This window comes from Marinobacter sp. F4206 (genome assembly GCF_019392195.1).
GTDB lineage: Bacteria > Pseudomonadota > Gammaproteobacteria > Pseudomonadales > Oleiphilaceae > Marinobacter.
On record NZ_JAHXKI010000004.1, the window covers coordinates 167,259 to 191,131 of the forward strand.

General features: G+C 56.6%; 20 protein-coding genes and 2 tRNA genes. 14 read left to right on the top strand and 8 right to left on the bottom strand.

The genetic code is table 11. The features are described 5' to 3' along the window. Nucleotides 1-22 precede the first annotated feature (22 nt). Genes ispG through der form a run of 5 tightly spaced genes read left to right on the top strand, consistent with a single transcriptional unit; the run spans nt 23 to nt 5,823 of the window. Complete coding sequence (ispG, locus tag KZO34_RS16765; protein WP_219478001.1) at nt 23-1,141, top strand: flavodoxin-dependent (E)-4-hydroxy-3-methylbut-2-enyl-diphosphate synthase; 1,119 nt, start codon at nt 23-25, stop codon at nt 1,139-1,141. Between the two features lie 51 nt (nt 1,142-1,192). After that, complete coding sequence (gene hisS / locus KZO34_RS16770) at nt 1,193-2,473, top strand: histidine--tRNA ligase (RefSeq protein WP_219478002.1); 1,281 nt, start codon at nt 1,193-1,195, stop codon at nt 2,471-2,473. Nucleotides 2,474-2,517: 44 nt separating this feature from the next. After that, entirely contained in the window at nt 2,518-3,171 is a 654-nt protein-coding gene (locus KZO34_RS16775) for a YfgM family protein (protein WP_219478003.1), read from the top strand. After that, entirely contained in the window at nt 3,171-4,343 is a 1,173-nt protein-coding gene (bamB, locus tag KZO34_RS16780; RefSeq protein WP_219478004.1) for an outer membrane protein assembly factor BamB, read from the top strand. Before KZO34_RS16775 ends, bamB begins: the two co-directional genes overlap by 1 nt. A gap of 58 nt (nt 4,344-4,401) precedes the next feature. Next, the gene (der, locus tag KZO34_RS16785; RefSeq protein WP_219478005.1) at nt 4,402-5,823 is read left to right on the top strand and encodes a ribosome biogenesis GTPase Der; all 1,422 of its coding nucleotides are present in this window, start codon (nt 4,402-4,404) and stop codon (nt 5,821-5,823) included. Between the two features lie 27 nt (nt 5,824-5,850). Here the strand turns inward: der and pta are convergent, their stop codons facing one another. Genes pta through KZO34_RS16800 form a run of 3 tightly spaced genes read right to left on the bottom strand, consistent with a single transcriptional unit; the run spans nt 5,851 to nt 11,665 of the window. Further along, on the bottom strand, nt 5,851-8,004 hold the full coding sequence (gene pta, locus KZO34_RS16790) for a phosphate acetyltransferase (protein WP_219478006.1): 2,154 nt from the start codon (nt 8,002-8,004) through the stop codon (nt 5,851-5,853). 26 nt (nt 8,005-8,030) lie between these two features. Further along, nucleotides 8,031-9,227: an acetate/propionate family kinase gene (locus KZO34_RS16795; protein WP_219478007.1), complete on the bottom strand. Its 1,197-nt coding sequence runs from the start codon at nt 9,225-9,227 to the stop codon at nt 8,031-8,033. Nucleotides 9,228-9,247: 20 nt separating this feature from the next. Beyond that, nucleotides 9,248-11,665, bottom strand: a complete 2,418-nt coding sequence (locus KZO34_RS16800; protein ID WP_219478008.1) for a bifunctional diguanylate cyclase/phosphodiesterase — start codon at nt 11,663-11,665, stop codon at nt 9,248-9,250. A gap of 241 nt (nt 11,666-11,906) precedes the next feature. On the opposite strand from KZO34_RS16800, the gene ccoM reads away from it, so the two are divergent. After that, nucleotides 11,907-12,056, top strand: a complete 150-nt coding sequence (gene ccoM / locus KZO34_RS16805) for a cytochrome c oxidase subunit CcoM (protein WP_219478009.1) — start codon at nt 11,907-11,909, stop codon at nt 12,054-12,056. Nucleotides 12,057-12,094: 38 nt separating this feature from the next. Here ccoM and KZO34_RS16810 read toward each other — a convergent pair. From KZO34_RS16810 to KZO34_RS16820, 3 genes are all read right to left on the bottom strand, one after another. Then, a tRNA-Glu gene (locus KZO34_RS16810) sits at nt 12,095-12,170 on the bottom strand. A 111-nt stretch (nt 12,171-12,281) separates the two neighbouring features. Further along, nucleotides 12,282-13,184, bottom strand: coding sequence for a TIGR01777 family oxidoreductase (locus tag KZO34_RS16815; protein WP_219478010.1), 903 nt, complete (start codon nt 13,182-13,184; stop codon nt 12,282-12,284). 57 nt (nt 13,185-13,241) lie between these two features. After that, the gene (locus KZO34_RS16820) at nt 13,242-13,613 is read right to left on the bottom strand and encodes a sirohydrochlorin chelatase (protein ID WP_219478011.1); all 372 of its coding nucleotides are present in this window, start codon (nt 13,611-13,613) and stop codon (nt 13,242-13,244) included. Between the two features lie 97 nt (nt 13,614-13,710). Here KZO34_RS16820 and KZO34_RS16825 point away from each other — a divergent pair, with 97 nt between their 5' ends. The 7 genes from KZO34_RS16825 to KZO34_RS16855 all read left to right on the top strand — a co-directional run bounded on the left by KZO34_RS16825 (nt 13,711) and on the right by KZO34_RS16855 (nt 19,788). After that, nucleotides 13,711-14,313 carry a DUF924 family protein gene (locus KZO34_RS16825; RefSeq protein WP_219478012.1) on the top strand — a complete coding sequence of 201 codons (603 nt, stop codon included), beginning with the start codon at nt 13,711-13,713 and terminating at the stop codon, nt 14,311-14,313. A gap of 106 nt (nt 14,314-14,419) precedes the next feature. Beyond that, nucleotides 14,420-15,151, top strand: coding sequence for a TetR/AcrR family transcriptional regulator (locus KZO34_RS16830; protein ID WP_219478013.1), 732 nt, complete (start codon nt 14,420-14,422; stop codon nt 15,149-15,151). A gap of 220 nt (nt 15,152-15,371) precedes the next feature. Continuing rightward, nucleotides 15,372-16,022, top strand: a complete 651-nt coding sequence (locus KZO34_RS16835; RefSeq protein ID WP_257900496.1) for a murein L,D-transpeptidase catalytic domain family protein — start codon at nt 15,372-15,374, stop codon at nt 16,020-16,022. Between the two features lie 149 nt (nt 16,023-16,171). Next, nucleotides 16,172-16,247: transfer RNA gene (locus KZO34_RS16840), tRNA-Gly, on the top strand. 135 nt (nt 16,248-16,382) lie between these two features. Then, a complete protein-coding gene (locus KZO34_RS16845; RefSeq protein ID WP_219478015.1) occupies nt 16,383-17,177 on the top strand; it encodes an MOSC domain-containing protein in 795 nt (264 codons plus the stop codon). A gap of 8 nt (nt 17,178-17,185) precedes the next feature. Continuing rightward, nucleotides 17,186-19,123, top strand: a complete 1,938-nt coding sequence (locus KZO34_RS16850) for an ATP-binding cassette domain-containing protein (protein WP_219478016.1) — start codon at nt 17,186-17,188, stop codon at nt 19,121-19,123. After that, nucleotides 19,120-19,788 (top strand): DUF6901 family protein, encoded by a 669-nt coding sequence (locus KZO34_RS16855; RefSeq protein ID WP_219478017.1) that lies wholly within the window; start codon nt 19,120-19,122, stop codon nt 19,786-19,788. Before KZO34_RS16850 ends, KZO34_RS16855 begins: the two co-directional genes overlap by 4 nt. 61 nt (nt 19,789-19,849) lie before the next feature. Here the strand turns inward: KZO34_RS16855 and KZO34_RS16860 are convergent, their stop codons facing one another. Then, nucleotides 19,850-20,281 (bottom strand): universal stress protein, encoded by a 432-nt coding sequence (locus KZO34_RS16860; protein WP_219478018.1) that lies wholly within the window; start codon nt 20,279-20,281, stop codon nt 19,850-19,852. Nucleotides 20,282-20,434: 153 nt separating this feature from the next. Further along, entirely contained in the window at nt 20,435-21,253 is an 819-nt protein-coding gene (locus KZO34_RS16865) for a hypothetical protein (RefSeq protein ID WP_219478019.1), read from the bottom strand. A gap of 443 nt (nt 21,254-21,696) precedes the next feature. Here KZO34_RS16865 and fadB point away from each other — a divergent pair, with 443 nt between their 5' ends. After that, nucleotides 21,697-23,844, top strand: coding sequence for a fatty acid oxidation complex subunit alpha FadB (gene fadB, locus KZO34_RS16870; RefSeq protein WP_219478020.1), 2,148 nt, complete (start codon nt 21,697-21,699; stop codon nt 23,842-23,844). Nucleotides 23,845-23,873: the final 29 nt, after the last annotated feature.

Genomic DNA, 23,873 nt, shown 5'->3' on the forward strand with positions numbered 1-23,873 from the left:
TATTGAAATCGGTCAGTAACCCATGAAACATGAATCTCCGATCGTTAGACGCAAATCCCGCCAGATCATGGTGGGCAATGTACCTGTGGGTGGTGATGCGCCGATTGCGGTGCAGAGTATGACCAACACCAGTACTTGTGATGTGGATGCCACCGTCGGACAGATTCGGGCGCTTCAGGATGCCGGCGCGGATATCGTGCGGGTGTCGGTTCCGACCATGGATGCTGCAGAAGCGTTCGGGAAAATCAGGGCGCAGGTCTCCGTTCCGCTGGTAGCGGACATTCATTTCGACTATAAGATTGCGCTGCGAGTGGCGGAATTGGGCGTTGATTGCCTTCGGATAAATCCCGGCAATATAGGCCGTGAAGACCGGGTCAGTGCGGTTATCAGTTCCGCCAGGGATAAAAACATCCCGATTCGCATTGGTGTGAATGCTGGGTCCCTGGAAAAGGAGCTGCAGAGGAAATACGGGGAGCCAACACCGGAGGCGTTGGTCGAGTCCGCGATGCGGCACATTGACATTCTCGACCGCCACGATTTCCAGGACTTCAAGGTAAGCCTCAAGGCCTCCGAAGTGTTTATGACCGTGGCGGCCTACCGCAACATTGCGGCTCAAATTGAGCAGCCGTTGCACCTTGGCATCACCGAGGCGGGCGGCTTCCGCTCTGGAACCGTGAAGTCGTCCATCGGTCTGGGCATGCTGCTGATGGATGGTATCGGTGACACAATCCGAGTCTCCCTGGCTGCTGATCCTGTTCAGGAGATCAAGGTTGGGTATGACATCCTGAAGAGCCTCCGCCTGCGCAGCCGAGGAATCAATTTCATTGCCTGTCCGAGCTGCTCCCGCCAGAATTTCGATGTCATTCAGACTATGAACGACCTTGAGGCCCGCCTGGAAGATGTAAACACAGCTATGGATGTTGCCATCATAGGCTGCGTGGTAAATGGTCCGGGCGAAGCCAAAGAGGCGGACATCGGTTTGACCGGGGGAAGTCCCAAAAACCTGTTCTATATGGCGGGGAAGCCGAACCAGAAACTTGATAACACAACGCTGACCGACGACCTCGAGCGCCTGATTCGCGAAGAAGTCGCCCGGCGCAAAGACGAGGAAGACGCAATCATCGCCCGCTCGGGTAGCTGATTCCGTCTGTTTCCCGTCACTATTATCCAGAGATACGTTTAAGGGTTTAACTTGGCTAAGATTCAGGCAATTCGCGGGATGAACGATATCCTGCCGGAGCAGACGCCCGTTTGGCAGTTTGTTGAAGACACGGTGCGGAAGGTACTGGGCCAATACGGGTATCAGGAAATCCGGATGCCCATTGTTGAACAGACCGAACTGTTCAAACGCTCCATCGGCGAGGTCACCGACATCGTCGAGAAGGAGATGTACACCTTCGACGATCGTAATGGCGACAGCCTGACATTGAGGCCCGAGGGAACGGCCGGCTGTGTACGTGCCGCCGAAGAGCATGGTCTGTTATTCAATCAGACCCGACGGTTGTGGTACACGGGCCCGATGTTCCGTCATGAACGCCCGCAGAAGGGGCGCTATCGCCAGTTCCACCAGATCGGTGTGGAGTGCTTTGGGATGGCGGGCCCCGATATCGATGCGGAGTTGTTGGTCCTCACAGCCAGGCTCTGGAAAGAGCTTGGCCTGGCCGGACACACCCGCCTGGAAATCAACTCCATCGGCACCTCGGAAGCCCGCAAGGTCTATCGAGAGGCACTGGTCGGGTACCTGAGCCAGTACAAGGCTGATCTCGATGCCGATAGCCAGCGTCGGCTGGATACGAATCCGTTGCGAATCCTGGACAGCAAGGATCCGTCGACCCGAAAAATTCTGGAAGATGCACCGAAACTTGATAGCTACCTGGACGAGGAGTCCCTGGCCCATTTCGACCGGCTGCGGGAATTGTTGGATGCGGGCGGAATCACCTATTCGGTGAACCCGGCGCTGGTCCGTGGCCTTGATTACTACGGCAAAACGGTTTTTGAATGGATCACCGACAGCCTGGGCGCACAGGGCACTGTCTGCGCGGGTGGACGTTATGATGGATTGGTGGAGCAGCTGGGCGGGAAGCCGACGCGGGCGGTTGGTTTCGCGCTGGGCCTTGAGCGGCTGATTCTGTTGCTGGAGACTCTGGGTCTCATTCCAGAGCATGTAAACAACAATGCAGATGTATATGTGACTGCAATGGGCGATAGCGCCATGGCACCCGCACTGGCACTTGCGGAAGAACTCCGTGCCGCGTTGCCGGGCGCCGTGGTCGTGTCCCATTGTGGCGGCGGAAGCTTTAAAAGCCAGATGAAAAAGGCCGATAAGAGCGGGGCCCGCTACGCCGTTATCCTCGGTGAGAACGAGGTGGCAAACGGCACCGCCGGACTCAAACCCCTGCGGTCAGATGAGCCCCAGCGAGAGGTTGCCCGGAATGACCTTGCTCCGGCCCTGGCTGAAGCGCTCAAGAACTGAACCAAACTTAAACAAAAGCAAAGCATTCGACTACAGGAGTCACCATGGCTGAACTGCGCACCGAAGAAGAACAGGTCCAGGCAATAAAGGACTGGTGGAAGAAAAATGGCAGCTCGCTGCTGATCGGTATCGGTGCCGCCCTGGCCATCGTTTTTGGCTGGCAGGCCTGGCAGAACCATCAGGCACAGCAACGCACGGAAGCCGCCAACCAGTTCGCCAACCTTCTGAATGCCTTCAGTGAGCAGGCCGACGAAAACAGCGGAGAGACCGTGAAGTTCGTGGCGAAAACTCTGCGGGAGGATTACTCCGACAGTGCCTATGCGGTCTACGGCAACCTGATTCTCGCGAAGCAGCAACTGATGGACGATGATTCGGCGGCGGCGATCGATTCCCTGACCTGGGCACTCGACCAGAGTGGTGAGCATCAGGCGTTGGCCCTGGTGGTTCGAAGCCGCCTGGCGCGCGCCCAGTTTGAGGCGGGACACTACGAGGATGCGCTGGCTACCATCGACTCCGCGACAAGCGCGGATGCGTTCGAAGCGATTTTTTCTGAGCTCCGCGGAGATATTCTTTTGGCGCAGGGCGACAAAGAAGGCGCACGTGAAGCCTATCTGGCAGCGCGCGAGCAGAGTCAGCAGGGTCGCAGTGGCCTCTTGCAGCTCAAGCTGTCGGATCTCGGTGTCGGGGAGGACGCCTGATGCGATTCCATCGCAACAGGTTTGTGCGTGCCGGACTTGTGAGCGGTTTGCTCGCTGTCGTGGGGCTGACCGGTTGTAGTACCACCGACACTTTTGAGCAGCCCGTTCCGGTCCCTGACATTGAAAGCTCCGTGGAGTTCAAGTCGGTGTGGAGCATGTCGGTTGGCGACGGTCATGACGAGGATTTTCTCTACCTGTCGCCCCTGAATACTGGCGATATCCTCTATGCGGCCTCTGCTGATGGCGAGCTATATGCGGTGCAGGCTGCCGACGGCAAGGTGGTCTGGGAGACCGAACTTGACGATCGAATTTTTGCCGGGGTCGGCGGTGACAGTGAGCGGCTTTATCTCGCCACGAGAGAGGCCGATCTTCTGGCGCTCTCCCGGGAGGACGGTAGCGAACTATGGCGTGCGCCATTGCCGACGGAAGTTCTTGCAACCCCCCAATCCAATGGCCAGTTGGTGGTTGCCCAGACTACCGATGGTCGCGTCCTGGCGTTTGATGCGACGAGTGGTGAGAAGCTCTGGCAGTACGACGGTGTGGTTCCGGTTCTGTCGATTCGAGCCGCGGCGGCGCCACTGGTCGGTGGTGACGTGGTCCTTGCATCTTTTGCCAACGGCAAGCTCATTGCGTTGAGTGCAGAGGCCGGCCAGCCAATTTGGCAGTATGAGGTCGGGCAACCCCAGGGGCGAACCGAACTGGAGCGACTGGTAGATATTACCGGCCAGCCGTTGGTGCTCGATTCGGCCGTGCTGGTCGTCGGGTATCAGGGCAAGCTGGCCCTGGTGGACATCAGGACCGGTCAGGAAATCTGGAGCCGTAAGGCATCCAGTCTGTATCCGCCGATGATCGGCAATGGTGAAATCTACCTGGCATCGGCCAACGGTGACATAGTGGCGTTGCGGGGCTCCGACCGCCGCGAACTCTGGGTCCAGGACCGACTGTCCTGGCGTCAGTTGACGCAACCCATGGTGGTGGACGATTACCTGGTTACCTCGGATTTCGAGGGTTACCTGCATATTCTCTCGCGGGAAGACGGCAGCCTGCAGGGGCGGCTCGAATTCGATGATGAGGGTATACGCGTACCGGCACAACGCCTGAGCAATGGTAACCTGCTCGTTTACGGTAACAGCGGTGACATGGCGGTTCTCAGGATCCGGCCCATTGAATGAACACTTTCCAGCCCGGTACAGCAACCGGGCTGTTTTCCTTTTTGCATAGCGACTTATTATGACCCCAGTAATTGCCCTGGTCGGCCGCCCGAATGTTGGCAAGTCGACCCTGTTTAACCAGATGACCCGATCCCGGGACGCCCTGGTCGCGGATTTTCCGGGACTGACCCGTGACCGGAAGTATGGTGAGGGCAACTATGAGGGTCAGCGATTCATCGTTATTGACACTGGCGGCCTGACCGGGGACGAACAGGGACTGGACGCGGAAATGGCCCGGCAGTCCTTGCAGGCGGTGGAAGAGGCCGACATTGTGTTGTTTCTGGTGGATGGCCGTGCCGGTCTGACGGCTGGTGATGAGACCATTGCCAACCACCTTCGGCGCTCCGGCAAGCAGGCCCACCTGGTCGTCAACAAAACCGACGGTCAGGATCCAGACATTGCGGCAGCAGACTTCTACAGTCTCGGCTTCGACTCGACCTTCCTGATTGCAGCGTCCCACAACCGTGGGATTCGGTCCATGCTCGAACTGTTGCTGCCGTCCGAGGAAGAGCGCGAGGAAGAGGATCGTGCCGATCGATACCCCGGCATCCGGATCGGCGTGGTGGGTCGCCCCAACGTGGGCAAGTCAACACTGGTCAACCGGATGCTCGGCGAAGACCGGGTCGTGGTGTACGACATGCCGGGCACCACCCGGGACAGTGTCTATATTCCCTATGAGCGGCAGGGGCACGAATACACCCTGATCGACACCGCAGGCGTTCGTCGCCGAAAAAACGTCCGGGAAACGGTTGAGAAATTCTCGATCATCAAGACCCTGCAGGCGATTGATGATGCCCACGTCGTCATCCTGGTCATAGATGCCCGGGAAGGGCTGGTGGACCAGGATCTTCATCTCATCGGCTTTGTCCTTGATGCCGGACGTTCGCTGGTCATTGCGGTTAATAAGTGGGATGGGATGGATCCGGAGGACCGCGCCAAGGTGAAGGAGCAGGTACAGCGCCGCCTGGATTTTCTGGACTACGCCGACAAACACTATATTTCTGCGCTTCACGGTTCGGGCGTTGGGGTGATGTACGAATCCGTCCAGGCTTGCTACGAGTCGGCCATGGCAAAGTGGCCGACGAATCGCTTAACCGCGATCCTTCAGGATGCCGTTGCCCAGCACCAGCCACCCATGGTTCACGGCCGCAGAATCAAGCTCCGGTTTGCCCATCAGGGTGGATCGAATCCCCCGGTGATTGTCGTCCACGGTAACCAGGTGGATGCCTTGCCAGGGGCCTATAAACGTTATCTTGAAAATACCTTTCGCAAGGTTCTGAAGGTAACCGGTTCTCCGATTCGCTTCGAATTCAAGGCGGGCGAAAACCCGTTCGCGGGCAAGGTGGATCGTCTCACTCCCCGTCAGAAGGTCAAGAAAGACAACGACCTGAAGAAGGGGAGGCGGATCAAGAAAACCCGTCAGAAAAGCCTGAAGCGGTAATCCCGGGCCGAATTTACCCGGCCCGACTCACTCCGATTTAGCCGCTGCCACCTGTTTTGCCTGAACCGCGGTTAGTGCGATGGTGAACACGATATCCTCCACCAGGGCGCCGCGGGACAGATCGTTAACGGGTTTCCTCAGGCCCTGAAGCATGGGGCCAATACTGACCACGTTCGCGCTTCGCTGAACGGCCTTGTAGGTGGTGTTGCCGGTATTCAGGTCCGGAAACACGAAAACCGTCGCCTTCCCCGCAACCTTGCTGTGAGGCGCCTTGCTCCTGGCAACGCTCTCGATGGCAGCGGCATCGTATTGCAGGGGCCCGTCGATGATCAGGTCGGGGCGACGTTCCCGGGCAATCCGGGTCGCTTCCCGTACCTTGTCGACGTCCTGACCGGTGCCGGATTCGCCGGTACTGTAACTGATCATGGCCACCACCGGATCGATACCAAACGCTTCTGCTGATTCCGCGCTCTGAATGGCGATATCGGCCAGTTCCTCCGCGTTGGGATCCGGATTAATGGCGCAGTCGCCATAGACGACCACCTGTTCCGGTAAAAGCATGAAGAAAACCGAGGACACAACCTTGGCGTGTTCGTGGGTCTTGATCAACTGCAGGGCAGGTCGGACGGTATTGGCGGTGGTATGTATCGCGCCGGATACCAGGCCATCGGCCTCATCCTGAGCCACCATCATGGTTCCCAACACCACATTGTCCTCAAGCATGGCTTCTGCCATATCCGGAGCCAGTCCCTTATGCTTCCGCAAGTTAACCATGGGCGCGATATAATTGCTGCGAACGTCGGCCGGATTGATAACCTCAATGTCGTCCGGCAGGGTCAACCCCTGATTGGTGGCTACGTTTCGGATCTCGGAAGGATCTCCAATCAAGACACAACGGGCCAGCCCGCGCTCGTGGCAGATGATTGCTGCCTGCACGGTCCGCGGCTCGCTGCCTTCCGGCAGGACGATTCGCTTGTTTGCTGCGCGGGCGCGCTCGGACAATTGATGGCGGAATGCCGGTGGCGACATCCGGTTCTGGCGCTGGACCTTCAGGTGCGCCTGGAGCCAGTCCGTATCAATGCGGGTGGCGACCATTTCCATGGCCTTTTCGATGCGATCCGGGTCGTCGACCGGAATCCCTGCCGAAAGATTCGCCAGCATATGCGCTGTTTCATAGGTGTTGTTCTCTGAACCCAGCACCGGCAGCCCTGTGTCCAGGGCCCGTCGGCACAGTTCGATGACTCGGGGGTCGGGCATCAGCCCGCCCGTCAACATTAGGCCGGCCAGCGGAACCCCGTTGAGGGCCGCGACCGCGGTGGTCACCACAATATCCTCGCGGTCTCCGGGGGTGACTAGCAGTGTTCCAGGCTTGAGTGTTTCGGTCATGTTGGGGATCGTTCTGGCGCAGACAGAGACGTTCTGGACACGACGGTTCTGCATCTGCCCCTCGCTCAGTACATCAATGTCAAGTTCACGGGCAATGTCTGAAACGCGCGGAGCCAACAAGTCCGGTTGCCACGGGATTTCCGCCAAGAGCCTGAAACGGTCTTCGCTGAACACCCTGCATTGCCGCCGGTAATCCGTTGTGTCCGGCGTCGGCGCCGACGACCGTTGCAGTGAAAGGCCGGATCGCTCTGGCTCACCGACCTTGTTGAGGATCACGGCAATCACGTCTGGATCGGAGGGATCGGCGAACAGCCTTGCCCAGAAGTCGAGTTCCTCGTCCAGCGTAGCGGCGTTGCTGTTATCCGGAGTGCTCACCAGGATGACTTCGGAGCCCAGATTGCGGGCGACCTCGACATTCAGCCGGGCAATGTAGGCTTCGCTCCGATCAGGGACAAGACCCTCAATGACCACGACATCCACGTCTTTTGCGACGCTCTGGTATTCACCGACAATATTTTCCATCAACAGGTCGGACTTGCCGCGATTAAGCAGGTGTTGGGCCTGTTTCAGGGAGATGGGGTCCGGTGGCTGCAGATGACTACGGGTGCGAACGAACTCAACCGAGGTGTCCTTGCCATCGTTGTGCAGGGTTTCTCCCTGATGGACCGACTGATGGAAAGGTTTGTAGAAGCCAACGCTGACGCCCACCCGCTCCAGAGCCCGGAGCAGGCCCAGGCAGACCGAAGTGAGGCCGGAGTTCATGGAAGTTGGTGCGATGAAGAGACTTTTTGCCATATTGGAATCCTGATAGGTGGAGGTGGTCACACCGTTTGAGTCGTTTCCGCGAGGCGGAGTGCTTCCCTGGCAATGACCAATTCTTCATTGGTGGGGATCACTAGTACCGGAAACCGGGAGCTGGCGCTATCGATGCGGCCGTCGCTGTATAGACCGTTGCAGTTATTCAGATCATGATCGAGCTCGAAGCCCAAAAGCCGGAGGTGGCTCAGGGTCTGATGTCTTACCCGGGAGCTGTTCTCACCAATGCCGCCGGTAAATACCAGGGCATCCAGGGTCGTTAAGGAGGCCATCATGGCGCCTACGTACTTGGCGAGCCGGAAACAGAAAACGTCGATCGCCAGTTCGGAGGGTTTGTGTCCGTGATCCGCAAGGTCGCACAGGGATCTCATATCGTTGGACTGGCCGGACAGCCCGAGCAGTCCGCTCTCTTTGTTCAGAACTTCATGAACTTCGGACGCGGGAATGCCTTTTCCGGCGAGGAAATCAAACAACCCCGGGTCAACATCGCCACTGCGAGTGCCCATGACCAGACCTTCCAGGGGGGTCAGGCCCATGCTGGTATCGACACTGATGCCATCGCGGATTGCGCTGATGCTGCAGCCATTGCCCAGATGTGCAGAGATAATCGATGTGGTTGCCGGGGTGCGATCGAGGAGTCGGGCGGCTTCCCGGGACATGAAATAGTGGCTGGTGCCATGGAAGCCGTATCGTCGTACCGCCCAGTCCCGGTAATAGGCCTCGGGCAGAGCATAGTGAAACGCTCTCGGTGGCAGAGTCTGGTGGAATGCTGTATCAAAAACGGCAACCTGAGGGACATGCGGGTACAGGTTGCGCGTCGCGGAGATGCCAGACAGATTTACCGGGTTATGCAGCGGCGCCAGTCCCGAGCAATCGGTGATGGATTTGATGACGTCTTCATCCAACAAGGCGGCTTCCCGAAAAGTTTCACCGCCGTGAACAACACGATGGCCAATAGCAGCGGGATCCTGCTTGAGGGTGCCCTGATTTCTGAAGGCGTCCATCAATGCCCTCAGGGCCGTTTGATGAGATGCACCGGAAGGCAGAGCGGTGGGCTCGTCGACACCCGCGATGCGGGCAAAGGCCTCGTCAGTGTCCAGTCGCTCAGCCAGAGCCGATACGATTTTCTCCAGGCGGCTGTTGAACACCGCAAGTTTCAGTGAGGAACTGCCGCAATTGACGACAAGTATGTTGGCTTCCATGGTTTCCAAGGTCCTGAGGATCAGATCTGTACGCGCTGATTGGTTTTGAGCCAGTTCTCGAAGTCACGCGCGGGCAGGGGGCGGCTGTAGAAGTAGCCCTGGGAGAAATCGCAGCCTTCCTGTTTGAGGAAATGGGTTTGAGGTTCCTCCTCGACACCCTCTGCAATGACGCGCAGCCCAAGGCTGTGGGCCATATTGATGATAGCGCGGACCAGGGACGCATCCTCGGGCTCCTTCATGACATCCTGCACGAACGACTTATCGATTTTCAGGGTGTCGAACGGATAGCTCTTCAGATAACTGAGCGCCGAGTAGCCGGTCCCAAAATCATCCACGGATAGTCGAATGCCGGCCCGGTCGAGTTCGCGAAGGATTTCCGCCGTTTCAATTGAATTGTCGAGGATCAGACGCTCGGTTATTTCCAGTTCAAGCTGGTCGGCCGCAAGGCCACTGTTCGACAGGGCGCGCATGACTGCGTCGGTAAAGCCCGGGTCGCGGAATTGCCGGGGCGATACGTTAACGGAGATTCCCACATCCCGTCCGGTTATCTTTTTCCACTCGACCGCCGCTTTGCACGCCTCTTCAAGAACCCATTCGCCGATGGGGATGATCAACCCGGTTTCCTCCGCGAGCGGAATGAAGCGGTCGGGCATGACCATGCCCATTGTCGGGTTGTTCCAGCGCAACAGGGCCTCGACGGAACACAGATTGCCGGAATCGGTATGGACGATGGGCTGGAAGTTCAGCTCGAACTCCTGCAGCTCGAGCGCCCGTCTCATGCGTGACTCCATTTGCAGCCGTTCGTGGGAAACTTCGGTCATCTCGGGTGCAAAGTGGGCGTAGGCGCTCTTGCCCTTGTGTTTGGCCTGGTACATGGCCGCGTCTGCATGCTGAAGCAGGGTTCCGCTGTTGTCGGAGTCGGTCGGGAAAATGGCAATGCCAATGCTGGTGGTGACGAACACTTCCTGGCCGTTAAGAATGTACGGCGGCTCGAACGTCTTCAGGATGCGGTCGGCTACCTGTGAGGAGGCATCGGGGCCGGTCAGGCCCGGCAGGATTACCAGGAATTCGTCCCCGCCGAGCCGGGCCACAGTACTGGTGCCCCTCAGGCAACTCGAAATTCGACGCGCGGCCTCAATCAGCAGGTTATCGCCGGCGTCGTGACCCAGGGTGTCATTGATGTGTTTGAAATTGTCCAGGTCCAGGAACATGACCCCGACCAGGGTGTTTTCACGCCGCGCCTGGGCCAGGGCCAGCTTGAGCCGGTCCAGCGCGAGCATGCGGTTGGGGAGGCCCGTGAGAATGTCGTAGTTCGCCTGACGCAATAGCTGTTGTTCGTAGCGTTTGCGAATACTGATGTCTTCCCCAAGAATCAGGTAGCCGGTGGCCTGGCCGGCAGCATCCTTGATGGGGGTGACGATCAACTGTTCCCAGAACCTTTCCCCGTTTTTCCTGACGCTGTTAACTTCGCCCTGCCACACGCCGACACGCTGTACCTGAAGCCGGATGGATTGCCACAGATGCCGGCTTTCGCGATTCTCAACATCGTTTTCGCCCAGTGATCCGGGGTGCTTGCCAATGATCGACTTGGCGTCATAGCCAGTCAGCTGAGTGAATTTCTGGTTGGCAAACTCGATTCGCCATTGACGATCGCAGATAAGAACCGAGGAGGGGCTCTGTTCGATGGCTTTGGAGAATTTGTGGATCTCGGCGGCATCCCGCTCCTGGCGAGCAAGATCGTCGTTCAGTCGCTCCCGCATCTGATTGATGGCATCGGTTACTCGCCCCAGCTCGTCATTGCGATTCGATGGCGTTTCAGGCCGGTCGAGGACTAGGGGGCGCGAGAGATTGGCGAGGCTGAAATCGCGTGCGTAGGCCGCCATGGTGGACAGATGTCGAGTCACGAAATGCTGGAAGATCAGGATGATCAGAATGGAGACGAAGAAGGTTTTCAGGAACTGGGTGGCCAGAATGATGCCGACCTTTCGTTCCATCTCCTTATAAACCCGTTCGAGGTCCGCGGTGACCGTCAGCTCGCCAAGCTTGAACATCTCATCACCCTGGTGGACCAGACTGAAGCTGTGGGAGCGGGTTTGGGAGCCTCGTGAAATATCGCCCATCACCAGCTCGGAGTCTGGCTCGATCCGCAACCTTAAATGCACGATGTCCGGGAGACTGAGTATCCCTTCCATTTGGGTTTGCAGCAGTTTCTGGTCCAGGGCCCAGAGACTTCTGGCCAGGCTGGACGCGTAGCCTGATTCGACAACCATCATGCGGTTATCAATTTGGGAGAGGTCTTTGCGATAGTCGGAGTAAATCTGGATGCCCGAAGCGATCAGGGTAAAGACCGAGCTGAACAAAAGTATCCACGCCAGCAGCCTGAAGGACAGGGGAGAGCTTTTTCGAAAACGTTGGAGCCGCGTCGACAGTTTTGGCATGCCGTGAACTTCTGCCACCCAGTCTGGTTTAGGGGAACGGAGGTGTCGTTACCTTTCCGACTATAGCAGCAGTTTCTTTTGATTGCCCTGCAAATACAGGAAAAATCGAGAGAAATGTGTCGGGGTTCAGTGTTTTGAGTGTGGTTTTCGAAACTGTTCCGTTGATATGGATCAATACCTCCGGGTCGAAGCCGGCGTAATCTGAACCCAATCAAGTAACTAATTGGTTGGAGAGCAAAAAATGTATATGGATGCTGTCGTTATCGCGGGGATTGTTGCTGTGCTGCTGGTACTGGGATTCTTTGTCGGCGTCGGGGTCTTTGTAATGAAAGACCAGAAGGCGCATGGCCGTGGGCCGGAAAAGCGGAAGCATGGCGGAAAGCCAGTCTGACAACCTTTCAGAAAAGGTTGCCATTAAAGGAAATGAAATGGCGTCCCCTAGGGGGTTCGAACCCCTGTTGCCGCCGTGAAAGGGCGGAGTCCTAGGCCACTAGACGAAGGGGACGCAACGTTTTCAAAACCTTGCCTCGTCGAGGTGGCGCGTATATTAAGTAAGGCTCCGGGGAGTGTCAACGCCTTTTTTGAAAAAAATACGTTGCGGGTCATCCGCTCCGCTTTACTGCACACAATCCGCCAGTGCCGTCTCGAGTTCGGGGTAGTGGAATTCGAAACCCTGTCCGGTCAGCTTTGCCGGGATCGCATGTTGCCCGGTCAGTAACAGGCGGGCCATTTCGCCCAGTGCAATCCTGAGAACCGGGGCTGGAGCCGGGAAAAGCGTCGGCCGGTGGAGAACTCTGCCCAGACAGCGAGTGAATTCGGCGTTGGTGGCCGGCTCTGGACTGACAACATTGTACGGGCCGGCAGCGTCCTTATTTTCAAGCATCCATATCAGTGCTCTGACAACGTCCTGTCGGTGCACCCACGGCATAAATTGTAGCCCGCTCCCCAGTCTGCCCCCGAGCCCCAGTTTAAAAGGCGGCACCATTCGGGCAAGGAAACCGCCTCCTGGACCTGCCACAACGCCGGTTCTGGATAGGCAGATACGGACCTTGTCTTCACCCAGCGCCAAGGCGGCATTCTCCCAGTCCCGGCACAGTCGATGAGTGAATTCGTCGTGGGGTGGGGTCTTTTCGGTAACCACCGACGACCCCTGGTCACCGTAAAAACCAACGGCAGAACCCGAGATCAGGACTTCTGGGAGCGTTTCCCAGGTGCGTATGACTTCCACAAGGGTTTCGGTTACACCGATGCGGCTATCGCGGAGTTGTTGCTTCCGTTTGTCTGACCACCGTTTATCGGCAATACCCTCGCCAGCCAGATTGATCACACCATGGAAGCCGGGGTGGGATCGGAGTTGCTTCAGATCCCGCGTTGGCTCAACCCGCCCGCAACCGGCTCTGACATCGTCGGCGGCCTGTCGGCTGAAGACGGTCAGGTCATAGCCGCGCGCAAGCAGCTCCCGGCAAAGAACCTTACCGATGAAGCCGGTGCCGCCGGTAATCAGAATGCGTTTACTCACCTGGTTTGTCCTCCATGGTCGTATCGCCTGTCGCAAGGTGCTCCATCAATTCTCTGTTCACTGGTCCGATGCGGCCAGTTGGTGAACCACGACGTCTTTGATGGCCTCTCCAAGTTGCGGGTTCTCCCCAATGGGCGGAGCGAGGTGAATGTGCACCTGGTGCGATTCCTCAAGGGCTTTGATCATGGCCGGAACATCCTTGCGAAGGTGTCGGCCGGCAGCAAGAAACAGCGGCACAATCGTGAACCTGGACACTCCGGCTGCCACACCTTCTGCCACTATGTCGTCAAGCGAGGGTTCCGCCAATTCCATATAGGCGATGCGGGAGTCCGATACCGCGTTCAGTGTCGGAGTGGCAAGATGCTCGAAAGTCTCACACCAGCGCTTGTCACTGCTTCCGTGTGCCAACAGAATAATGCGGTTGCTCATCAGCTCTCCTGAGTCATCGTAGTTCGGGGGTCCGTCGTAAATCTCCACCGCGCACGAGAGCGGTGTGCAGACCTTAAAAATAGCAGGGTGAGGGTTAATGTTCGATTGGAAAGAGATTCTGGATTTCTGGTTTGGAGAACTGGATGGTGAAGGGTTGCCGGACCGTGACCATCGTAACCGGTGGTTCCGGTCCGACCGACGGTTCGATCAGGAGATTCGCCGGCGGTTTCTTTCCATGGTTCTGTTCGCCTCGGAACAGGGCCTGGATCATTGGCGGAGTGAAGCGGGTGGAGTTTTGGCTGAGATCATCCTGCTGGATCAGTTCTCCCGGAATATCTTTCGGGGTGCGGCCATGGCCTTTGATCAGGACGTCCAGGCCCGAAAGCTTTGCAGGCAGGCAATGAACAAGGGGCAGGATATTTCTCTGGTGCCGGTTCAACGGGCATTTCTCTACATGCCGCTACAGCACTCGGAGCGTCTCGAAGATCAGCGGATATCTGTGGAGTGCTACGAACAGCTGTCTGCTTCTACGTCGGGTATTCTCGGTGATTTCCTGGAAAGCTTTGCCCAATCTGCGCGGGATCATTGTGCCATTATCGAGCGTTTCTCTCGCTTCCCTCATCGAAACAAAGTGCTTGGGCGAACCTCGACTGATGAGGAAAAAACCTACCTCTCCGGCGGCCGACGATTCGGTCAGTAAGCTAACCATTCCGGCGCGTCAGAATTGCAGAGCCTATCAAGTTTTGGGGTCTCACATTCCGTCATACTTTACAGGAAACCAGCGAAGAGCACTGATGGAACGGCACATGGCACAGGAACAGGCGGGGTCTGGCGGAGAATGGACTATCAGGTCAAATCTGAGCGACGGTGAGCAGTCGCCCGGCTACCGGGGGCGTCGGGTGGCAAGGGCAAAAAGCGAAGTACGCAGGCGTGAAATACTGGAGGCGACGTTGAGGATCGCTGCCCGGGACGGTATTCGCGGAATCAAACACCGTTCGGTTGCCAGAGAGGCGAGTGTCCCTCTCGCGGCCACAACGTATTACTTTCGTGACATCAATGAGCTGATCAGTGACGCCTTTCTGTTTTTCGCAGAAAAGGCCAGCGCTGACCTCCAGGCTTTCTATGACACGATAAACCTGGTTCTGGATAGCCATTCGCCAGAACAGCTATCCCGGACAAGCCCTGACCGCTGGAACATCGCCCGGCGTCTTTCGGCTATTGCTACGGCCTATTTGGAAAGCCAATTCAAGGAAGGGCGCGAGCGCATTCTTGCAGAACAGGTTTTTCTGATGGAGGCGTTGCGTGATGAGCGACTGGCGAAGCTGGCGCGAAGCTATCGCCAGGCCTGGATGGCTGGGCTGGAGCAACTGTTAAAACGCCTGGACTCACCTTTGCCCCAGCGGGATGCCGCGTTGATCGTGAACGTGGCTCTGGGTATGGGGTACGACATTCTTCTCGGCTTGCCCGAGGGCGAGGAAAATTCCCTCCAGAAAGCGGTCGACAGAATTGTCGATCTGGCCCTTGGCGTTGGTGTCTAGGAGTATCTGACACTGTATGTTCTTAACGATTTGTATAGCAATTGTACAACTTGAACGGCGCAACAATTTTGCCTGATAGAATGCGCGACACTTCTTGAGGGGTGGGTGCGCAATCCGCGTGCCCCCAGCGTTTTATTGGGGGAGCTGGATGTTCTGTTTGGGACGATGTTTGCGCCCTGGTCTCGCGATCGCACTCTGTACCGTTTTTCCATTGCCAACAATGGCCACCACTCTTGACGACGACTTGCTGGCGCGTTTGGCCTCGGCTGCCCCGATGCTTGATGGCGATGTGCTTCATAGCGCCTTCAACGCCTCCCGTTGCGCCGTCTCCTCTGGCGTCGAGATGCCTGAACGGTTGGCGGTGATCGATTTTTCGTTGCCTTCCGGCGAAGAGCGGCTTTGGATATTCGATCTGGCTCGCGGTGAATTGGTGCTGAGGGATCTGGTTGCTCACGGCGAAAACTCGGGTACGTTCCAGTCAACGGATTTTTCCAACATAGAGGGCAGTCATCAGTCGAGTATTGGCCTGTTTCGGGGTGCCGAATCGTATTACGGCAAGCATGGCTATTCACTGCGACTTGATGGTCTGGAACCCGGTTTTAATGATCTCGCCCGTCAGCGGGCTATTGTCATCCACGGTGCGGATTACGTGAATGAATCCTGGGTGACGAGGTACGGCCGGATTGGCCGGAGTCATGGGTGTCCGGCTGTCGACAATGAGGTTGTAGAGCGGGTGGTGGAAAATCTTAAAGGCGGTCAGCTGGTGTTCAAGTACTACCCGGACCAGGAATGGCTTCACAGCTCGGGTTTCCTGAATTGTAACGGTGGCGATGTGGCAACCCAGGCTGAGGCTGCCGGAAATCAGGGCTGACCCGATGATGCCAAGGCCAATTCTGGTCGTTCGATAACCAGTTTATGTTCAGGGCGAAAAGCACGATAAAAAAGTTAGGAAAAGAGGTTGACGCCCGCCGTCTGATCCGTAGAATACGCCTCCGTTGTCGGTATCAACCGTTCAGCATTGCGGGAATAGCTCAGTTGGTAGAGCACAACCTTGCCAAGGTTGGGGTCGCGAGTTCGAATCTCGTTTCCCGCTCCAGATTTTAAAACCCGGTTTCGAAAGAAACCGGGTTTTTTCGTTTCCGGAGCTCTCAAATTCGGCGTTACTCGGGCTGCTCAGGTATAATCGCCCCCCCAAAATGCTGCATGACGACAGATCTGGAGGCGCTCCCACATGAATGTTCATTCGCTCTGGGTTTATCCGGTCAAATCCCTCGCAGGTGTCGCAGTGCAGGAATTCGTGCTGGACGATTTCGGTCCGGCCGGGGATCGGCGGTGGATGATCATCGATGAGGATCGGAATTTCGTGACTCAGCGAAGCCAGCCTGAGCTCGCGACGATCCGTGTTTCCCGGGTTGATGGTGACGTAGAAGTCGAGATACCGGGGCAGGGCCGGCATCTACTCCGCCCCGGGAAGGGCTCCCTGAGAGCGTTGGTATGGCGAGATTGGGTTCAGGTCCTTGTCGCTCAGCCTGAGGTCAATGAAGCACTCAGCCGTTTTTGCGGCAAGCCCCGGAGATTTGTCTTCATGCCTGATCAGTCCTTTCGGAGGGTGGATGCCAGTCGTGTGCGGGATCTGCGTCGCGTCAGTTTTGCCGATGGTTTTCCCCTCCTGATAACAAACCGGGCCTCCCTCGAGGAGCTGAACGGGCGCCTGGATACGCCGGTGGAGATGCGCCGGTTCCGGCCGAACATGGTCGTCGATGGCGCCGGACCGTGGGAGGAGGATCATTGGCGGGCTCTTGGCGTGGGAGATATCTCGCTTGATCTGGTCAAGCCCTGTTCGCGCTGCGTAATGACAACCGTCGATCCGGATGCGGGTGTCAAGGATGGCTCTGTCCAGCCGCTAAGAACCCTGTCGCAATACCGGCGCACCGAGGATGGTGTCATCTTCGGCATGAACGCGATTCACGAGTCGGCAGGCCGGGTCCGGGTGGGCGATCCGGTCACAATCACCAAAACGGAGTAAAACCTAACGTGCCATTATTAACGTTGGATTCAGTGTCCCTGGCCTTCGGGATGCAGCCATTGCTTGATCAGGCAACGCTGGTCGTGGAAGCCGGTGAGCGTGTGTGTCTCCTGGGACGGAACGGGGAGGGCAAATCGACCCTGCTGAAAATCGTAAGTGGCGACGTTGTCTCCGATGGTGGTTTGGTGCGTCTGGAGGATGGCGCGGTGCTGGCAGTGCTTCCTCAGAACCTGCCGACAGAGGATGCTCGGACAGCTTACGATGTGGTTGCCGGTGCCTTTCCGGAAACGGGCGATCTGCTGACTGAATTCCACCGTCTGTCCCAACAGGCTGATGAAGCCAGTCTTGACCGGATGATGAAGGTTCAGGAGCGATTGGAGGCGCTGGATGGATGGCGCCTGGATCAGAAGGTCACCACCATTCTGGCCCAGTACGGTATCGATCCCGAGCGTCGCCTGGATACGCTGTCCGGAGGTTGGCAGCGCCGCGTGTTGCTGGCGAGAGCCTTGGTCGGTGAGCCCGATATTCTCCTGCTGGATGAGCCCACGAACCACCTGGATGTGCCCGCCATTGCCTGGCTTGAAGAAGCCCTCGGGCAGTTCCGGGGTGCAATGCTATTTGTTAGTCACGACCGGGCGTTTATTCGCCGCATGGCAACCCGGATTGTGGAATTGGACCGGGGGCAGCTTGTCAGTTTTGCGGCAAACTACGACAAGTATTTGCAGCTGAAGGAGAAAGCTCTCGAGGAGGAGGAGCGTCAGAATGCCCTTTTCGACAAGCGCTTGAAGCAGGAAGAGGCCTGGATTCGCCAGGGCATCAAGGCTCGGAGAACCCGCAACATGGGCCGGGTTCGGGCTCTCAAGGCCATGCGTGAGGAGCATCGTCAACGTCGGGTTCGTGGTGGAACGGCCAGCTTTGCCGTTGAAGATGCGGCGCGTTCAGGCAAGTTGGTGGTTGAGACCCGGGATGCCGGATTCGGCTATTCAAATCAGGCTGATATTATTCGTGAGCTGAACCTGACCGTCATGCGTGGCGACAAGATCGGGCTCGTTGGTGAAAATGGAACCGGGAAAACCACGCTCGTTCGTCTTTTGCTTGGGGATCTGGAGCCCACGGAAGGTTCGGTGCGGCTTGGAACCAATCTCCAGGTGGCGTATTTCGACCAGCTTCGCGGCGAACTGGATCTGACCAAAAATGCGCTCGACAATCTTTCGGAAGGCCGGGAATTTATTGAGATCAATGGCCAAAGTAAGCACGTTCTGGGTTATCTTCAGGAATTCCTGTTTACTCCCGAGCGCGCACGGTCGCCGGTCAGAGTCTTCTCCGGAGGGGAGAGGGCGCGGCTCCTGTTGGCCAAGCTGTTCAGTAAGCCAGCGAACATTCTGGTGCTGGATGAGCCTACCAACGACCTGGACGTAGAAACCCTGGAGCTGTTGGAAGAGCAGCTGGCGGAGTTCAAAGGGACCGTTATCGTCATCAGTCACGATCGTGAGTTTCTGGACAATGTCGTGACAGAAACGGTGTTTCTCGACGGATCGGGACGAGTCCGGGAGTATGTGGGCGGCTACAGCGACTGGCGTCGTCAGGGAGGCTGTTTTCCATCTGAGGCCACCGGTAATCGGCCGGATAAGCAGGACAAGCAATCCGGCTCCGATAACAGCGGTAAGTACGCGAAATCAGACGCCAAACCTGTGGGCCAGTCGACAAAATCAAAGCCCGCAAAGCTTAGTTACAAGCTTAAACTGGAGCTGGACGAATTACCGGGAAAAATTGAGGCATTGGAACAGGAAATTGCCCGACTGCAGAGTACAATCGCAGATGCAGATTTTTACTCAGGCCCACCGAACGAAGTCTCGGCCACTCTTGAGGAGTTGACGGATAAGGAAGCCCGTCTGGAGCAGGTGATTGAGCGGTGGATGGAGCTGGAGGAACAGGCGAGTCAATGAATGTAAATTACAGTTTCAGGTTTCAGGACGGGCGTGCCGTTGAATTCAAGGTGACCGATCAGCCGTCAAAAGCGTCGGGTAGTCAGCCTTCCTGGGTCAAACTGGAGCACTGCCAGTGTTCAAATTGCCCCCTGAAGTCAAGTGAGGCGGAAAACTGTCCGGCGGCAACTGAAATCCTGCCGGTGGTGGAGGCTTTTCAGGCTGATGACGCCTACCAGAAGGTTGAAGTCACCGTAACCGATGATCGTCGCAGCTATGTGAAACAGACGGCGCTGGAGGAGGCGTTGAGATCGCTTCTGGGGCTCAAGATGGCGACCAGCGGCTGTCCGGTTCTGGCTGAGCTTAAGCCAATGGCGATACATCATCTGCCGTTCGCCAACAGCGATGAGTTCATCATGCGGAGCGTGTCTCATTACCTGCTGCAGCAATACTTCGCCAAACGGAATGATCACGAGCCCGACTGGGAACTCAAAGGACTGGTGGAAAGGAATCAGCGGCTTCAGCTGGTTAATCAGGCCCTTTGGCAGAGGATCCACTCTGTCTGTAAGGGTGACAGCAATCTGAAGGCGCTCCTGAACTTCTTCTCCATGGCTTCAAGTGTGAGCTTTTCGCTGGAGAGTCAGCTCAGAAAGCTTGAAGCCAAGATGGGCGGGGAAGCGCAGTAAAGATGCCTGCTTGATCAATGCCAGACAGAAGCCCGGGAGAACCTCCCGGGCACTCACCTGATCAGTTGATCCGAACTGCCAGTACGTCACATTCGGTGCCGTGCAGAACGCCGTTGGCGGTCGATCCCAGCAATAGCTGAAATCCCTTTCGGCCGTGGCTCCCGACAATGATCATATCCACCTGCTGTTCTTTTGCCAGACGGTGAATTTCCGATTCCGGGCGTCCTACTGTGACGATCTGGCTGCTCTTGGGGATCCCGTATTGGTCGCCATAACTTGCCAGTTGCTCATGCGCCGCCTTGTCCAGCTGATCCTGCAGTTCGGTCAAGTCCATGGGGATATCGCCGCCGTAGGCGTAACCGACCGGCTCTACCACGTGAATAAGCATCAATTCGGCGCCATGGGCTTCGCTCACAGCCTTGGCCTTGTTTAGCACCTGGGGAGCTTCTTCGGTCAGGTCAATGGCAACTAACATCTTCTTGTAGGCGGACATCGCATCACTCCTTCGTGCGCGTATATATGTTCAGAATAGTACGTCGAATCTAATCCGAAAAGTGTAGCGGGTAACTGATGAGCATCAATAAACGAGGAGGAAAAAATGAATTCTGGCGGGTAATTACACCCGCCGGAGATGATTGGGAAGGGGTCAGGCGTTGCTCTGTAACAGCTCGATCGTGGTTGAGAGACCTTTGAGAATACCCTTGGAGTATCGATCGATTACGAAGCCAACGTTTTTCTCGTTGTAGTTGATGTAGGACCCACGGATGAACTCCCATTTCGAGGAAACGTCGTTCATTACGTCCTTGAGTTCGGGGGCTGAATCCCCCCGCATGACGGTCGCAAGCAGTTGATCGAATTCGCGGGCCTGCTCGTCGAGGGGTTTCTCAGTGGAGGAGCCCTGAAAAGTCTGGGATACGGACGAGTTCGTGCGAACCGAGTATTTCGCCATCATCTGGGCCATCTTGACCGCTGCGGATCGGGCCGCCTCGATCCGGGGGTTGGTTTCCGTTTGCCCGCTTTCCTGGGCTACCTGATAAAGATCCGTGGCCATGTTGTTCATGGTCAGTGCCTGGTTGGCCATGTCTGACACGAGTCGAAGGTCCGGGTATCCGGTTTTGCGAACGTCGTTGATGTTGCTGCGCATCAGGCCTTTGAACTTGTCAAATTCCTGGTTCAACCCTTCGATTTGCTCGGCCGACAGCACGCCGGTGGTGCTCTCGATAATGGTGTTCATGGCGTCATTGGCGGAATTGATGCCGACAACTATTTCGTTCAGCGTTTCGGTGTCTCCGCTTGCGCTGAAACGGTAGTAGGCGTCCAGCGCCATGTAGTTGTTGACGCGAAACTCGTGCAAGTCCGAGAGAAATCCGCCCGCTGTTTCCTGGGCGCGGACACCCATCGAGGTAATTGCGAGCAGAATCAGGGCGGTAACCAGGGAACGAACCCGCAGGCGCGTGTCTTTCATCGGATGGATCTCCGTAATGCTGTTTTATTATTGTGGACCAAAGTCGTAGATCGAAGTTAAAGTAACTTCGCTGGCCAATCAAGCGGTTTTGGCCGTCCCACGGGCGACAACTGTAAACAAGTATGAAATTTGAGAGATAAAGTTCAAGAATTTTCTCAGATGCATTCCGTATTTCCGGGAATTAGCAAAAAAGCTTTCGATGTTGGATGGGGCTCGGCCCCATCAGCAATGACTTTTCTGCCTGCCAAATAAGAAACAAATTGACAAACGTCCGTTTTTTTTTCATCGTGTGCCCTCACGATTCAAACGACTGTATGAATTTTTTGGATCGAACGATCGGGCAGTGACCGAAATCTCGCTGCACAAACAACCACCTGATTGCCGTGTTCAAGCCCGGCAAGGGTGGTTGGAAGCAGTTCCAAACACAGACTGGAGATCAGTTGATGATTTACGAAGGTAAAGCCATCACGGTTAAAGAGATCGAAGGCGGGATCGCTCAGTTGAACTTTGACTTGCAGGGCGAGTCAGTGAACAAGTTCAACCGTCTCACTATCGAAGAGCTGGGTGCCGCTACTGACGCAATCAAAGCGCAGAAGAACCTGAAGGGTCTGGTGGTTACCAGTTCCAAGGACAGTTTTATTGTTGGCGCCGACATTACCGAATTCACCGAGCTGTTTGCCGGCTCGGAAGAGGATCTGGTAGCCAACAATCTCAAGGCCAATGACGTTTTCAATGAGGTTGAAGACCTCCCGTTCCCGACCGTGACTGCCATTAATGGCATGGCGTTGGGTGGTGGTTTTGAAATGTGTCTGGCCACTGATTACCGCGTTATGGACAAGAAGGCCAAGGTTGGACTGCCGGAAGTAAAGCTGGGTATTTTCCCTGGCTTTGGCGGTACTGTGCGTCTGTCTCGTCTGGTCGGTGTGGATAATGCCGTTGAGTGGATCAGCGGCGGCACGGAAAACCGTGCCGATGCGGCACTGAAAGTGGGTGCAGTAGATGCGGTTGTTGAATCCGACAAGCTACTCGACGCGGCCGTTGGCATCATCAATCAGGTCAACGAAGGCAAGCTGGACAACCAGGCCCGTCGTGAAGAAAAGAAGGGCAAGATCAAGCTGAATGCCATGGAAAGCATGATGGCGTTCGAGATCTCCAAGGCCTTTGTTGCGGGCAAAGCAGGCAAGAACTACCCGGCTCCGGTCGAAGCCATCAAGGTGATGCAGAAGCATGCCGGGATGACTCGCGACAAGGCGATTGAGGTAGAAGCCAAAGGTTTCGCCAAGATGGCGAAAACCAACGTGGCTGCATGCCTGGTAGGTCTGTTCCTGAACGATCAGGAGCTGAAGAAGAAGGCCAAGGCGTGGGAAAAAGAAGCCAATGATGTCAACCTGGCGGCCGTTCTCGGTGCCGGCATCATGGGTGGCGGTGTGGCGTTCCAGTCCGCGCTGAAGGGCACGCCGATCATCATGAAGGACATTGCTCAGGACGGCATCAAGCTCGGCCTGGACGAGGCCAAGAAGCTGCTGGCCAAGCGTGTATCGAAGGGCAAGATGGACGCTAGCAAAATGGCGGACGTGCTCAACAGCATCACGCCGACCCTGAACTACGGCGATTTCAAGAACGTAGATCTGGTGGTTGAAGCCGTTGTTGAGAACCCGAAGGTAAAGGACGCGGTTCTGCGCGAGACCGAAGATGCGGTGCGTGAGGACGCCATCCTGACCTCCAACACTTCCACGATTTCCATCGATCTTCTGGCCAAGAACCTGAAGCGTCCGGAAAACTTCTGTGGCATGCACTTCTTCAACCCGGTGCACATGATGCCGCTGGTTGAGGTTATTCGCGGCGAAAAGACCAGTGATCGCGCCATTGCGACCACCGTTGCCTACGCCAAGGCCATGGGCAAGACGCCGATCGTCGTCAACGACTGCCCGGGCTTCCTGGTTAACCGGGTACTGTTCCCGTACTTTGGCGGCTTTGCTGGCCTGGTTCGTGACGGCGCCGACTTCCAGAAAGTCGACAAGGTGATGGAGAAGTTTGGCTGGCCCATGGGTCCGGCTTACCTGCTGGACGTAGTAGGTATGGACACCGCCAAGCACGCCAATGAAGTAATGGCCGAGGGTTTCCCGGATCGCATGAAGGACGAGAACAAGTCCGCTATTGATGTGATGTTCGAGAACAACCGTTACGGTCAGAAGAATGACAAGGGTTTCTACAAGTATGAAACCGACAAGAAGGGCAAGCCCAAGAAGGTTGTAGATGAAGAAGTCTACAAGCTGATTGAGCCTGTTGTTCAGGGTAAGAAGGACTTTGATGAAGAAGACATCATTGCCCGGATGATGATTCCGCTGTGTCTGGAAACCGTGCGCTGCCTGGAAGACGGCATCGTAGAGGATCCGGCAGACGCGGATATGGGTCTGATCTTCGGTATCGGCTTCCCGCCGTTCCGTGGTGGTGCCCTGCGCTATATCGACGACATGGGTGTAGACGCGTTCGTCGAGCTGGCAGACAAGTATGCAGATCTGGGTCCTCTTTATCACCCGACCGAGAAGCTGCGTGAAATGGCCAAGACTGGCAAGAAGTTCTTTGGCTAACCCTGAACGAGATTTCCGAACGGAGAAAG